At 40.9% G+C, this 13,884-nt stretch carries 12 protein-coding genes; 1 reads left to right on the forward strand and 11 read right to left on the reverse strand.

The window, feature by feature from the left end:
• Positions 1-60: 60 nt before the first annotated feature.
• Positions 61-1,269: a GNAT family N-acetyltransferase gene (locus MHH46_RS19715; RefSeq protein WP_076190783.1), complete on the forward strand. Its 1,209-nt coding sequence runs from the start codon at positions 61-63 to the stop codon at positions 1,267-1,269.
• A 96-nt stretch (positions 1,270-1,365) separates the two neighbouring features.
• Here MHH46_RS19715 and MHH46_RS19720 read toward each other — a convergent pair whose 3' ends face one another.
• The 11 genes from MHH46_RS19720 to MHH46_RS19770 all read right to left on the reverse strand — a co-directional run bounded on the left by MHH46_RS19720 (position 1,366) and on the right by MHH46_RS19770 (position 13,774).
• Entirely contained in the window at positions 1,366-2,283 is a 918-nt protein-coding gene (locus tag MHH46_RS19720) for an N-acetylglucosamine kinase (RefSeq protein WP_076190780.1), read from the reverse strand.
• Positions 2,284-2,310: 27 nt separating this feature from the next.
• Complete coding sequence (locus tag MHH46_RS19725; RefSeq protein WP_076190778.1) at positions 2,311-3,873, reverse strand: glycoside hydrolase family 3 protein; 1,563 nt, start codon at positions 3,871-3,873, stop codon at positions 2,311-2,313.
• Positions 3,874-3,890: 17 nt separating this feature from the next.
• Entirely contained in the window at positions 3,891-5,033 is a 1,143-nt protein-coding gene (locus tag MHH46_RS19730) for an exo-beta-N-acetylmuramidase NamZ domain-containing protein (RefSeq protein WP_076190776.1), read from the reverse strand.
• Positions 5,034-5,131: 98 nt separating this feature from the next.
• Positions 5,132-5,839: a PIG-L deacetylase family protein gene (locus tag MHH46_RS19735; RefSeq protein WP_076106428.1), complete on the reverse strand. Its 708-nt coding sequence runs from the start codon at positions 5,837-5,839 to the stop codon at positions 5,132-5,134.
• 2 nt (positions 5,840-5,841) lie between these two features.
• Positions 5,842-6,813: a GNAT family N-acetyltransferase gene (locus tag MHH46_RS19740; RefSeq protein WP_076190773.1), complete on the reverse strand. Its 972-nt coding sequence runs from the start codon at positions 6,811-6,813 to the stop codon at positions 5,842-5,844.
• Positions 6,814-8,034, reverse strand: a complete 1,221-nt coding sequence (locus MHH46_RS19745; protein WP_076190771.1) for an anhydro-N-acetylmuramic acid kinase — start codon at positions 8,032-8,034, stop codon at positions 6,814-6,816.
• Positions 8,034-8,894: a carbohydrate ABC transporter permease gene (locus tag MHH46_RS19750; RefSeq protein WP_076127188.1), complete on the reverse strand. Its 861-nt coding sequence runs from the start codon at positions 8,892-8,894 to the stop codon at positions 8,034-8,036. Before MHH46_RS19750 ends, MHH46_RS19745 begins: the two co-directional genes overlap by 1 nt.
• 18 nt (positions 8,895-8,912) lie before the next feature.
• Complete coding sequence (locus MHH46_RS19755) at positions 8,913-9,815, reverse strand: carbohydrate ABC transporter permease (RefSeq protein WP_060622964.1); 903 nt, start codon at positions 9,813-9,815, stop codon at positions 8,913-8,915.
• Positions 9,816-9,919: 104 nt separating this feature from the next.
• On the reverse strand, positions 9,920-11,374 hold the full coding sequence (locus MHH46_RS19760) for an ABC transporter substrate-binding protein (protein WP_076190768.1): 1,455 nt from the start codon (positions 11,372-11,374) through the stop codon (positions 9,920-9,922).
• Positions 11,375-11,431: 57 nt separating this feature from the next.
• A complete protein-coding gene (gene murQ / locus MHH46_RS19765; protein ID WP_076182833.1) occupies positions 11,432-12,337 on the reverse strand; it encodes an N-acetylmuramic acid 6-phosphate etherase in 906 nt (301 codons plus the stop codon).
• A gap of 573 nt (positions 12,338-12,910) precedes the next feature.
• Positions 12,911-13,774: a MurR/RpiR family transcriptional regulator gene (locus tag MHH46_RS19770; RefSeq protein WP_042129113.1), complete on the reverse strand. Its 864-nt coding sequence runs from the start codon at positions 13,772-13,774 to the stop codon at positions 12,911-12,913.
• Between the last annotated feature and the right edge of the window lie 110 nt (positions 13,775-13,884).

Genomic DNA, 13,884 nt, shown 5'->3' on the forward strand with positions numbered 1-13,884 from the left:
AAAATCGTTTTTTTCATTTATTAAATTTATCCCAACATTACGGCGCAGGAGGAAATGAAGATGACGACGACACCAAACATCATCGTAATGAACCGTCCAACTAGAGAGCAGCTTGAAAAGATTTACGATATTTTAGATGAATGCTTTTCCGTAGGCCGAGCTTATTTCCAAGAAAGATTAGACCTAGACACCACATATGATCCAGATACAACATGGTTTGCGATGGTTGACGATAAGATTGCATCTAATGTACAAATTTTTCCGTTTCATATTAGAGTCGGTCAAGCGATCTTGAAAACGGGTGCAATGGGGAGTGTCGGTACAGATCTAAATTACCGCGGGCTGGGGCTTGCACACAAAATTCTTCATGCGCAGACCAACTATATGAAAGAAACCGATTATGATATAAGCTTGCTTTTGGCTAGTAAGCATGCGTTTTATGAAAAAGCTGGCTGGAGACTTATTCCCGAGACTGCTTTCGCAATTGAAAAACCAGCAAGTTTGGAGCAGCAGCAAAGCAGTGATGAAATCATTCCTTTTGAAGCCTGTTATCTCGATGATATCCGTTTCATCTATGAACAATTTAATAAGAATCGTACCTACACCGTGATCCGAAGTAAAACGTATTGGAATGATTTATTGACCTGGCCGGAATGGAAGAAAGTTGACTGCTTGCTCCTTCGCAGAAATGGAAAAATCGTCGCTTATGGCATCATTGAAAAGAAAGATACTGAACAAGTATTTATTAATGAATTATTGTATTTGAACGAAGCCGAAAACGGTGTTGAAGCTTTGTTTCATGCCTTATGTCAGCTGCGCCAAAATGCAAAGCAAATATTAGCGATGCTCCCAGAGGACCATAAGCTATATTCCTATTACCAACAGCATCAAGCAAATTCAATTCAAATCAATATGGCGATGTGGAAAATGATCAATCTCAGTTCAACTTTCCATAAGCTTCAGCCTGAATTAGAAGATCGCCTAAACCGTAGCAACCTAATTGCAGGCCAGGAGCTGCATATTGCACTTCGCAGCAATGAGGACTGTATCTACTTGGATTATAAGCAAAAGCAGCTTTCTGTTTCCGATGCTAGTAATCATACCAATCCCTATACTTCAATAGAAGTAGATGAACGCGAGCTAATGACTTATATCATGTTCGGCTATAATGAAGCAGGCGCAGCAAAGGACAGTACGGAGCACGCTAACATCCTTCAAGCTCTATTTCCGAAACAACAAGCCGTGTTTTATTTGACCGATAAATTTTAAGCCATTTTTGATTCCTACCATTTTAAAATAAGGGTGTGTCGCAAGTCCAACTGCTCGGACTTATGACACACCCTTATTTTTCCATAGCGATAAAAACTAGTCGTTGTTCATTTTTGATCTTCCTAACAGGACAGCACCGTAGGCTGCATCCTTAATCGGCAAAATCAGCTTTGTTTGCGGGTAGCTCTGTGCGAGCTTTCGCTCCAAGGCTTCTTTCACAAAGCGAGACTTTTGCAGCACACTTCCTGCAATCGCAATCGGACTTTCATATAGCTTAAGCCGTTCAATAACAGGCACAACAAGTTCATATAGATTGGCTGCACATTTCTCCGCTAACGCTATTGCATGTGCATCGCCCTTCTCGCATGCGGTCGTCATAATCGGTGCGAGCTGCGCAATATCTTTTTTCGTAGTATTTTTATCATAAACAAAGCCAATAATCTCTTTCACAGTGCTTAAAGCAAGCTGCTCATATACCATCGCTGGGATGACCGTATCGGTTATTCTTCCGTCCTCCACTTGAACTAATGCGGATAATAGATCGCGCCCAATGCTATAACCGCTTCCCTCGTCATCAATCAAATGACCAAAGCCTCCTGTGCGATGCTGCTCTCCTTTTTCATTCACCCCGAAGCAAATCGATCCTGTACCGGCAATGAGAATGATGCCTTGCATCGCATTTTGTGCCCCGTATAATGCGGTTTCTTGATCGCCTGTAATCGTTAATGGCCCGATATAACCGTTATTTCTCACATGCTGCTCCAAAAAATTGATGACCAGCGGATTACTTATTCCTGCCGCACCTATACATATATGAGCAACTTCTTGTAAATTACCGCAGTAGAGCTTCGTTTGAATAAAAATTTCCTCAAAGGAGGCGGCAATAGCATCAGCATCACCACCGTTATAATTAATAGGCCCTACAGTAAAGGTGAATAAAGAGTCTTCCTGGTCATGCGTAATGGTGACAGCTGTTTTCGTGCCACCCCCATCAATTCCAACGATAAATGCCATACCTATGTCCCCTTGTTGTACTTATTTCTACATCTGTATCGTAATCTTGGCGGTGGGTACAACCTCACCATTTAGGATTGGAAGGAGTGATTTGAATGCATCAAGTGTATACTCAAATGCCGCAATTCCGCAGAACTCGCCTTCGATTAACGGTAAATCATACGGGCGACCTAATGTAATGGCCGTTACTTTGCAGCCTGCTGCCAGCAGCTTCTGAACAAGCGCAAGCTGACCTTTGTTTTCACGCGCATTGAACAAGCCGATAACAATATGCTTGTAGCCTTGTACCTTTGGCAGCGCAGCGTTGATTTGCTCCTCGCTCGGGTCAATGTCGATAATCTCATAAGCTGTATTAAAATGCTCCCCCATATATTGCGGAAAGCTAAGAGCTTGATTCAAGCTGCTGGACGCAAGATCGGTGCGGTATGAATAGGAACCCATAAATAACACTTGCTCGTCACCGGTATGAATGGGCTGGAGCTCACCTTTCATGAGGCAGATCGTTTCCGTACGCATTAGCTCATTTGCTCGGCGATGTACATCGCAGCCAACTAGTTCATAATCTAGCTCCTCAATCGTCGCATATTGTGCTTTATAAGCTAAAATTTTTGTAACAGCTGCATCAATCAGCGCTTCATCCAAATCACCGGTGGCTACAGCTTCTTCGATCAAATGAATCGCTTCCTTCACTGTCTCAGGAGTATGACTAATGAATACCAAATCAATACCTGCTTTAACAGCTCCTAACGCTCCTTTTGCCGTACCATAGTATCGTTTGATCGCGTCCATTTCTAAACAATCTGATACAACTAACCCTTTATATCCTAATTTTCCTTTTAATATCTCTGTAATAATGGTATGAGACATAGTTCCGGGCACACCGGATTTTTCAATTTTCGGAAATAAAATATGTGCACTCATAATCGCTTGAGCGCCTTGCTCAATTGCGGCCTTAAACGGCAGCAGCTCAAGCTGCTCTAATTCCTCAAGTGTTTTTTCAATGGTAGGCAAGCCAATATGTGAATCGACATTTGTATCACCATGACCTGGAAAATGCTTAAGTGAGGACATGACGCCTCCATCGAGCAATCCCTTCATCATTTGAATTCCATACTGGGATACTGTTGCAACAGAATCACCATAGGAACGAACATTTATGACTGGATTCAATGCATTATTGTTAACGTCCATAACTGGAGCTAGATTAAAATTAATACCTAATGCTTTCAATTCTCTGGCAGTCATTCTGCCTGCTGCATACGCATTTTCAGGTCGTCCTGAAGAAGCAATTGCCATGGCTCCAGCAACATTGGTCGCGTCTTTAGGCATACGAGTGACTCGACCGCCTTCTTGGTCGATCGTAATAAAGCCCGGGATACCAGTATGTGTCGTGTACCATTGCTGCAGCTCAGTAACTAGCTCGCCTAATTGATATTTATTGTCGATATTATGTGAGAATAAAATAATATTGCCGACTTTATAATGCTCAATAACTTCCTTCAGCTCAGGAGTGATCTCGGTTGAAGGGAAGCCTGTTACGAACATTTGTCCAATCTTTTCGCGCAGGCTCATATGTTCTATTGTTCTCATCAATTATTCACCTTCCTCTAGCGATATAAATGATACTGCTGTGTTATTTCTGCAAATTGCTTGCTTTCCGCTGCAAACTGTTCAAGCAGCTGCTTGGCTTGAATATTGTCCGTACGATACATGTTGTCTCCCCCCAGCAAATCGATAAATGGACGAGAGCCCTCGTTCACAGGAGGCAGGAATGAAAATTGCTCGTACAAATCTCTTATCGTAAATAATAAGGTTACCCCAACTTCTAAAGGCCTCAGCACTTGGAGATCTGTAATGTAAATTTGTACCCCGCCGCATAGCTCGCCACAATGTTTAGATGACGTTGGCTTGAAATGAACTGGACGAAAAAGCACACCCGGGATACCTTTTGCATTCATCTCATCTGCCAATTGCTGCGCTTGAATGAACGGAGCACCAATCATTTCAAAAGGGAACGTTGTTCCACGTCCTTCGGAGCAGTTTGTGCCTTCAAATAAACATGTTCCTGTATATAATAACGCCGTTTCATATCGTGGTATTCCAAGTGAAGGATGAACCCAAGTTAATCCTGTATCCGGGAAGGACATGCTCCGTTCCCAGCCTTCCAAACGAACGACATGCAGCGATGCATTCCAATTCATTTGATCATTTGCCATCGTTGCTACCTCACCTGCTGTTAAGCCGTATCGCACGGCTAGCTCGTAATTTCCAACAAATGATTTGAAGCCGGGCTTCAAGACATTCCCTTCTACCGTTACCCCGTTAAGCGGATTAACACGATCAAGAACAACAAATTCCACACCTGCATTTGCACAATCTTCAAGTGCATACAGCATCGTATAAATAAATGTGTAATAGCGTACACCAACATCTTGAATATCGTATACAATGATGTCTACTTCATTCAGCATTTCTTTTGTTAAACGCTTGGAGTCTTTACGGTACAAGCTATAGACTGGAACATTCGTAAAAGGATCCATGTAAGTGTCTACTACTGCCCCTGCATCCAAATCTCCGCGAACGCCATGCTCAGGTGAAAACATCGCAGCAAGATTAAAATTTTCATGTAAAATAGTAATCGTTGATGCAAAATCCTTCGTAAGACCTGTCGGCGCTGTAATCAATCCTACGCGCTTACCTTCGAACAAATAACGATAATTCGTTATAGAATCAATCCCATTTAACACCATATGAAGCTGCCTCCTAGCTGCTTTTTCGCATAAATGGATAGAACAAGGGAATGTTTCCTGCAATACATAGAAACACTCCCTCTTAGCTAGTTGAATAGTTACCAAAGACTAGACTGCCTAACCTTCACCGTTTCAGCTGGCACCATAAATGCTTCTGCATATGTCTTTCTTGCTTCACAGCCGCGAACAACTGCTAGTGCTTTATAGTAATCCATGTATTTGAAAGATTTGCTATTCGTCACAAACCAATGCTTGCTTAAAGCATCTATCCATAGATCAAATGCCGCTTGATCGAAATCCACATATACGTAAGGGACATAATCAACCGCATCCTCCCAGTTTTCGGAGTAATATAATCTTGCTGCAAAGTGCGCGGGGAGCGCTCGTTCAAAGGATGATAGACTTGCGAAGAAACGGGCATCATTTACGATATGATGCGTTAGCGCATGGTCCTTATGCATACTGTTTTTCCAGTGTGTAATAATAATGTTAGGCTTCACGCGACGAATTACATCACAAACCTCCATACGAATTTCTTGATTGTCAGGCAACTCTCCGTCACAATAATCATCGAATACAATGGCTTCACCACCTAGCATATCCGCAAAAACCTGTGCCTCTTTCACTTTTTGCTGACGATATTCCTTCATATCCTGTCCTGCCGGGACCCCTCGTTCACCCGCAGTTAACGCTAATGTCACAATGCGATCTCCCTTTAAACTATGACTAGCGAGCACACCACCAGAAGCTAGCTCCACATCACCAACATGCGCTCCAATTGCTAATACTGTGAATTTTTCGCTCATCTTTAAAGTTCCCTCCGCAATATAGAAAATTGTTTTTCAATAGTAAAGCCCGCTTTTTGATAGATTCGAAGAGCCGGATTATTATTTCCAGTGAATAGAGAGATATATTGACAGCCCACTTTTTGAAAAGCTTCAACCATTCGGAAAAATAATACACTGCCAAGACCATGACCCTCATGCTCTGGGTGCACTCCGATACCGCAAAAAAATGCTCTTCCATCAGGCTGCGAAATAATTGGACCTGAAAAGCCCACAACCTCGTTGCCGTACACAGCTACTACAAGTGGTGCGCCAACCTTCACATAAGTAACAATATCCTTCTTCCACTGCGGATTTTGCAGGGCAGCAAGCGTTGCTTCAAGCCCTGTATGTAAATCAGGGACATAGGACGTAATGTAATAGTCCTTGCTATTTGCATTGGTTTCCTTATCTAAAATATCTTCGGGAACTATAAAGCTTCCGAGTTTTAAATACATGCAGCATTGCGTCGCTCGATCTTCGTAGCCTCTAGCCATTAAAGCTTCATATAATGGCTGATTCTTACTGATGCCCGGGGCATTATTATGCTCATGCTGAGGTGCACTTGGTATACTCCACTTCAGCTTAACAGGGTTGAAAAACAATACATCCGCTTGTCTTTTCCCAAGTTCTTGGAATCTTTTTTCTAAACGCAATAGAAAAGCATCGTAAAGCTCCAGAGAAGCCACATGGGTATCTATAATAACACTCGTAATATAACCGGCCACATCTCCAAGAGGGAGATCAGAGCCGCAGCAGCCAGCTGCAAAACCAACAATCCCTTTTTCGTCACAGCCTACCCATATACAGTCAGCGTCAAAATAAGGATGGTCGATGAATGTATCTTGAAACTCTCGCTCTGTAAATGGCTTATAATCATATTTTGTAGCCTCACGATTCCAAAGCTCTACAACTGCAGAGTGATCTTCAATTGAAAAGGGTCTGATTTGCAACATTTAAGCCTCCTGTGAACGTCCAATATAGGGCCAGGAAATTTTGCCCATTACTACTGGCTGTGATGCTCCAGTTACTAGCGGGATATTGTTTGGTAAGCGCTCCATCGTGTAATACGCTAGCAGAGCAAAAGCAATTGCTTCCTTAGCATCACTATTACCACCGATATCCTCCTGCGTCAGCACCTGCACGTTATGCGGTGCAAATAAGTGCTGCAAATCACGCAAAAGCGTCTTGTTATAGCTTCCACCGCCGCCAATTAACAATTGCTCAGCCTGGTGCTGCGGTGCAATATACCGTTCATAGCTATCGACGATGCTCCAGGCAGTTAAGTACGTAGCTGTTGCAACAACATCTTCTGCTTTCCAGTGCTTAACCTTCATCAATTCAATGATTTGTGCCACGTATTGTTGACCAAACCGTTCTCTGCCTGTCGATTTTGGTAACGGCATCGTATAATATTTATCCTGCTGCATCCATTTCAATAGCTCATCAATCACTTGACCGCCCGCACCAATTTCGCCATTAACATCCATTGTCATTGGTATAAATAATTGCGATACAAGGCCATCGATAATCATATTTCCAGGACCCGTATCAAAAGCAAATACCTCATCTGGTGAGGCATTTACAGGCAAAACAGTCACATTGCCTATTCCGCCAATATTTTGCATCAGAAGTGTTTTCTTTGGATTGTTAAACAATAAGTATTCGGTAAATGGTACTAACGGAGCTCCTTGTCCACCCATTGCCATGTCAGCAACTCGAAAGTCTGATACGCAAGGAATTCCTGTGCGATTGGCGATAACTGCACCATCCCCAATCTGAACGGTACAATGCAGATTATAGCCGCCCATAACATTCTCTTCCGGAGCATGATAGATTGTTTGACCATGCGATCCTACTGCGAATATTTGCGAAGGCGAAAGGCCGCATTTCCCTATAACGGATAATGTGGCTTGGGCGTATAATTCGCCAAGCCACATATTCATTGCGCCAACCTTATCAATCGTAGCGCTAGCGGGATCAAAAAGCTCAAATATGGAGTTTCTAACTTGCACCTCAAAAGGAGTGTTTTCAAAAGCCAGTAATTCAATCTCTACTCCATGCTCTTTTTCGGCTGATGGGAAAAGCTTAACTACTGCTGCATCAATACCATCTACTGATGTACCTGACATCAAGCCAACAAAGTATGTTGCATCCACTTTTGATTGTTTGTCCATTAACCTTTCACCGCTCCAACTGTTACCCCTTCAAGGAAGTATTTTTGTAAACTGAAGAACAAAATAAACATTGGAACTGCTGAAATGGTTGCCCCCGCCATCATCGGTGCAAAGTAAGTTGTATTCGCAAAGCGAAAGTTTTTCAAGCCGACCTGAATGGTTTGCATATCCATCGTATTCGTTACTAGGAACGGCCAGAAAAAGTCATTCCATGCCGCCATGAATGTTAGGATTGCTAGTACTGCCATAATTGTTTTAGATAGAGGCATAATGATATACCAGAAGATTTTAGGCTGGGAACAACCTTCGATTTTAGCAGATTCAATAATTTCGCCTGGAATGGAGGACATGAACTGCTTAACCAAGAAGATATTGTATACCGTTACTATGCTCGGCATAATCAACGCAGTGTACGTATTTTGTAATTCAAAAATATTTACGATCAAAATATATAGTGGAACCTGAGTAACTTGAACAGGAATCATCATAGATCCCAGCAAAATAGCGAACAAAATGTTTTTCCCTTTAAATTTCATTTTTGCAAAAGCATATCCAGCAAGAGTAGCAAAAAATACGTTAGATACCGTGATACACGCTGCCACTATAAAAGAGTTCAATAACCAGTCCCATGTATGTGGGCTAAAGTTAAAAAAGAATTTATAAGATTCAAATGAAATCTTCTTTGGTAGGATAGAATAGCTCATTGCACCAGCTTCTACCGGATCACCGAACGAGGAAATGACCATAAAGTATATCGGGAATATGGTAGCTGCGGCGAATAGGATAAGGAACGTAATGTTTGCACCATTACGTATAAACAGATACCCTTTGCTTCTTAAGCTATTGTTGTACAAACCCATAGTATTCTGCTCCTTTTCCTAGTATTCTACATCTTTACCTATAAACTTGAATTGAAGGAATGAGATAAATCCAATAATCGCTGCTAGAACTAATGATTGTGCCGCTGCCTCACCAAACTCAAAATATGTGAACGCATTGTTAAAGATTAACAAACCTACCATTGTTGTTGCATGGTCTGGTCCACCGCCTGTCATAAGATAAGCGTTTTGGAATACTTGGAAGGAACCGATAACACCCGTAACAAGTAGGAATAGCGTTGTTGGCTTAAGGAAAGGGACAACGATAAACCAAAGCTTTTGCAGGAAAGACGCGCCATCAATTTCAGCTGCTTCATAATAGCTGTTATCAATAGCGAGTAATGCGGCTATATAAATAATAATTGCTGTACCATGACTTGATAACCATGACATTAACACAAGTGAGAACATTGCAGTTGCACTGGAACCAAGCCAGTTTTGATTTTCAATACCTAAAAAACTCACGAGCTTATTGGCAATACCTGATTTTAAAGGATCGAAGATCCACAGCCACACAACAGAAAGCGCTACACCAGATGCTACGGCTGGCAAGTAATATAGTGCTTTAAAGATCGTTTGTGTTTTTTTCTTGAAAGGAATAATCAAAATTGAAATTAAAAATGACAGAAGAATATTAAACGGAACAGTTAATAGCGTATATACTAACGTGTTTTTCAGCGCTTTCCAGAAAAGTTCATCTGAAAACGAGTTAACGAAGTTATCCATGCCGACAAAAGTGGATCCTAATGGACCATATTTTTGTAAGCTGATAATAAAAGCATTGATGACTGGATATGCGGTAAATAAAGAAAACGCAATAAGTGCTACTGCGATAAACGCGTATCCCCAACCTGAGTCACTTTCGAGCTTCAATTTTTTTCTTTTAGTCAACGTTTGATTCATTGGGTCGCACCTCTCTTCTAAAAACAGTACAAGCTCTAGCTAATTTAGAAGGAAAGCTGTACGTTCTAGCTACGCACAGCTTTCACATGTCAGCCTACGACAGACTAGTCAACTACAATACCATCTTTACCGAAAGATTTAATTGCAGCCGCTTTAACTGCATCATACATTTCTTGTGGAGCAATCTCATTTGCAAGTAAGGCTTGTAGTTTAGGAATAATAACTTCTGTTTCAATTTTTAATGCTTCAGCAGCCAGATCAGTAGGAATATCTGTACGAGCCGGAAGCGCTTTTGCCATCATAGCTTTACCTGCAGCAACGTTATCTTCGTTACGAGGGAATTTTTCAAGTACTTCTGCATTACGTGCAGATTCAGTAATTGGTGATAAGAACAGCTCATTACTGTAGTTAGCAGCAATTGAACCAGAAGACAAGAAATTCGTTGCTAGGGCAATATTTTTGATGTGCTCTTCAGATGGAGCTTTTTTACCACGAAGTGCGATATAACCATCAACGATTGAAGTAGGGACATAATCGGCACCGTTGAATGTTGGGACTGGAAGTGAAATATAATCAACTTCAATAGAATCTGCAACAGCTGAACCATCGTTCGCTTTAATCTTCTCATTGTTTAGACGAGCAGAGTTTTCAAATGCAGATAAACCTTTACCTGTGATCATCGTTTGGCCCGTTAGGAACATGTTCCACCGTTTGCCAGCATCGATAGAGCTTAGCTCTTTAGGCATAGAACCATCGTTGATCATTTCGCGAATAGATGTAAGTAGCCCCAAGAAGTTTTTGCTTGTATACGTATATTTAAGATCTTTATCGAAGTAATCTGGTAAACCTGCAGTTTTAGCAAGAATAGCTAGATAGTCTTTAGATGCTACACCAGATGTTGCAAACACGAAACCATAACGAGTAGTTTCACCTTTATCATTTTTCACTACGCCTTTAGAAATTGCATTACGGAACTCTTCATAAGTCCAACCGTTTTGTTGAATGCTTTTCCAATCAATTCCGGCTTCTTCAAGGAATTGTTTGTTACCACCGATAGTGTGGATTTCCATATATGCTGGTAGGCCGTATTGAGCGTCACCTAGTTGGAAATATTTCAATGGAACTTCGTCATAATCGGCCTTGGCTTCATCAGAAAGGGCACCGTTAAGGTCGATTAGTACATTAAGTGCTGCATATTTCGAAATTCCTGAAGCACCGATAAAAGCAATATCTGGAGGAGAACCTGCATTTACTTGAGTATCAAGTTTTTGCGTCATATCTTCCCAGCTCGCTGGTTCGATTTTCAAAGTCAAGTTAGGATGTAGTGTATTAAATTCTTTTTCCATATCAGCAAAACGTGTTTGATAGTTCGCTGATATCGGAGGTAAAAGTGCTGTAATCGTATCCTTTTTAGGCTCAGAACCACCGTTACTAGTTCCTGTATTACCGGAATCTGTAGAAGTTGTAGCGTTATTTCCGTTTCCACCGCAAGCCGATAAGAGTGATACCATCATGATTCCTGACAAAAACAGAGTTAATCCACGTGATCTTTTTTTCATCGAAAACAGCCCCCTCAATTATTAATAGCATCCATCCTGTTATTCCACTTTTCACACCTAAACCAATGATGCGATTGCCTGTTTCAAGCGTCCTCCGTTTGCGTTAAGTACTTGTTCTGCTTCTTTTGCATCTAACCCCGATTTAATCATCATAATTGCCAGCTTACAGTTCATAGATGCTTTTTCAAGTGTTTCTGCGGCGGTTGATGTATCTACACCAGTCGTGTTCATGATGATACGAATCGAGCGATCTACGAGCTTAAAATTACTAGCCTTCAGATCAACCATCAAGTTGTTGTACGTTTTTCCTAACTTGACCATTGTGCATGTTGTCAGCATATTAAGCACCAACTTCTGAGCAGTTCCTGCCTTTAATCGAGTCGAACCGCTAATGACCTCAGGTCCTACAACAGGTGTTATACAAACATCTACAATGGGTTCGAACTTTGAGCCTCTGTTGTTACAAACACCGATAGTAGCTGCTCCAAGTTCCTTTGCTTTCGCTAAAGCTGCAATAACGTAGTTTGCACTACCGCTTGCCGAAATCCCAATTAGTACATCTTTGTTTGTTACACCAATGCTTTCGATTAATGCGATCCCTTCATCCATATCGTCTTCACAGCCTTCAACCGCAGTACGCAAAGCAATATCACCACCAGCGATATAGCCCTGCACCAAGGAAGGATCTGTACCAAAGGTAGGAGGACATTCGGAAGCATCCAGAACACCTAATCTTCCTGATGAGCCAGCTCCTATGTAAAACATTCTTCCACCATTAGACAACCTATGATGTAGAATATCTACCGCCTTTGCAATCTGCGGAATCTCCTCAGTTATAGCTCTGGGGACCAGTGCATCTTGTTGATTCATTAACTGGATCATTTCTTCCGTAGTACATTCATCAATCATTAATGTGTCTGGATTCACAGCCTCTGTTGTCAATCCCGCAAGGTAGTCATTCATAGCCATCCTCCTTCTTCCCAGTCTCAATCTGTCACCTAGTTAACAAAATGTGTTATATTAACTTACAATTATTATGCTCTTATACTAATACAACACCATCGCTTCGTCAATAGATTTTGAAATATAATTTCATAAAGAAATTAAATTCTGATGTTTTATTTCATTTCTTACATACTATGTTATACCACATTTATAAAGCGCTTACAAGATACAATTTAAATTTTTACCAATTGCTTTGATCGCTATGGCTCTAAGGTTAAAGCGATTTAAAAAAATGTATTATTTGCTGATTATCGCTCTAAACGAAACATAAAGTTACATCATCCGCGTTCAACCGGATGATGTTTCGTCTTCGATTCCATTCATTTTCTTCCTCATTATTGTGTGCCAAGCTATTAATTATTGAATTAAACTACTTATTATATTCATTAGATCGACGTATTCATCATGTAGATAATCTAACATGGATTGATATGTAGTACATTTTAGTACACGAATAAGCGAATGGAATACAAAAAAAGGAAAGCATTGATCCATGATCAATGCTTTCCTTCACATTCATTCTATCAGAACCTAATTTCTAAGTTTTTTCTTTAATATATTATGCGTTTTTGTTAAGTAGGTTTTTACTTCTTCATATTCTGCACTTGCGACACCAGCAAATAATATGTCGATGATCGTAAGCATCGCAATACGCGAGCCCATAGCCCCACTGCGGATTGTTATTTCAGGTGTGGATATGCTCAGTACAATATCCGCCCGCTCCGCAAGCTCACTTTTATTGTACTTCGTAATCGCAATACATTTCGCTCTATTCTTTTGGGCAATTTCCAGTGCATCAATAATATCACTAGTTGCTCCAGAGTTAGAAATGAAAATGGCAACATCATCTTTCTCAAGTAAAGTTGCTGCCGTGAGCTGACTATGACCATCTGTATAGGCATGACACATCTTATTAATTCGCGAGAACTTCTGTTCCCCGTCCATACAAACGAGTCCCGAAGCACCTATTCCAAAGAAAACAATTCGCTTACTATGACATAGTAATTCTACAGCTCTTGTAATTTCTTTTCGATCAATAACACTAAGCGTATCCTCAATGGACTTGCAATTATTCAATGAAATATTTGATATAATTGTCGAGAGATCATCACCTGGCTGAATATCTGTATATTGAGCCTTTGAATCCTCATCACGAGAACCCAAAGATGCCGATATACTCACAATAAAATTGCGGTATCCGCTGTAACCCATCGTCTTACAGAAACGAAGGACAGATGCATCGCTTGTCTTACTCGATTGAGCCAATTCCTTAATCGACAAATGAGGGATCTCTTCCGTATTTTCTAAAATGTAATCTCCGACCAATCGTTCAACTGGTGTAAAACTCTCTCGCATATCACGAATTTTAATTAATACGTTGTCATTTAGACTCATAATCTACCTACTCTAGATTTAATTAACACCTTTATTAATATCATAAACAATATAAACAACCTATTTCAATAACAAAATACGTTTCGGCATATCAAAGCTAATATTAATTA

The sequence above is a fragment of the Paenibacillus sp. FSL H8-0175 genome, assembly GCF_045040615.1.
In the GTDB taxonomy this organism is placed as follows: domain Bacteria; phylum Bacillota; class Bacilli; order Paenibacillales; family Paenibacillaceae; genus Paenibacillus_AQ; species Paenibacillus_AQ odorifer.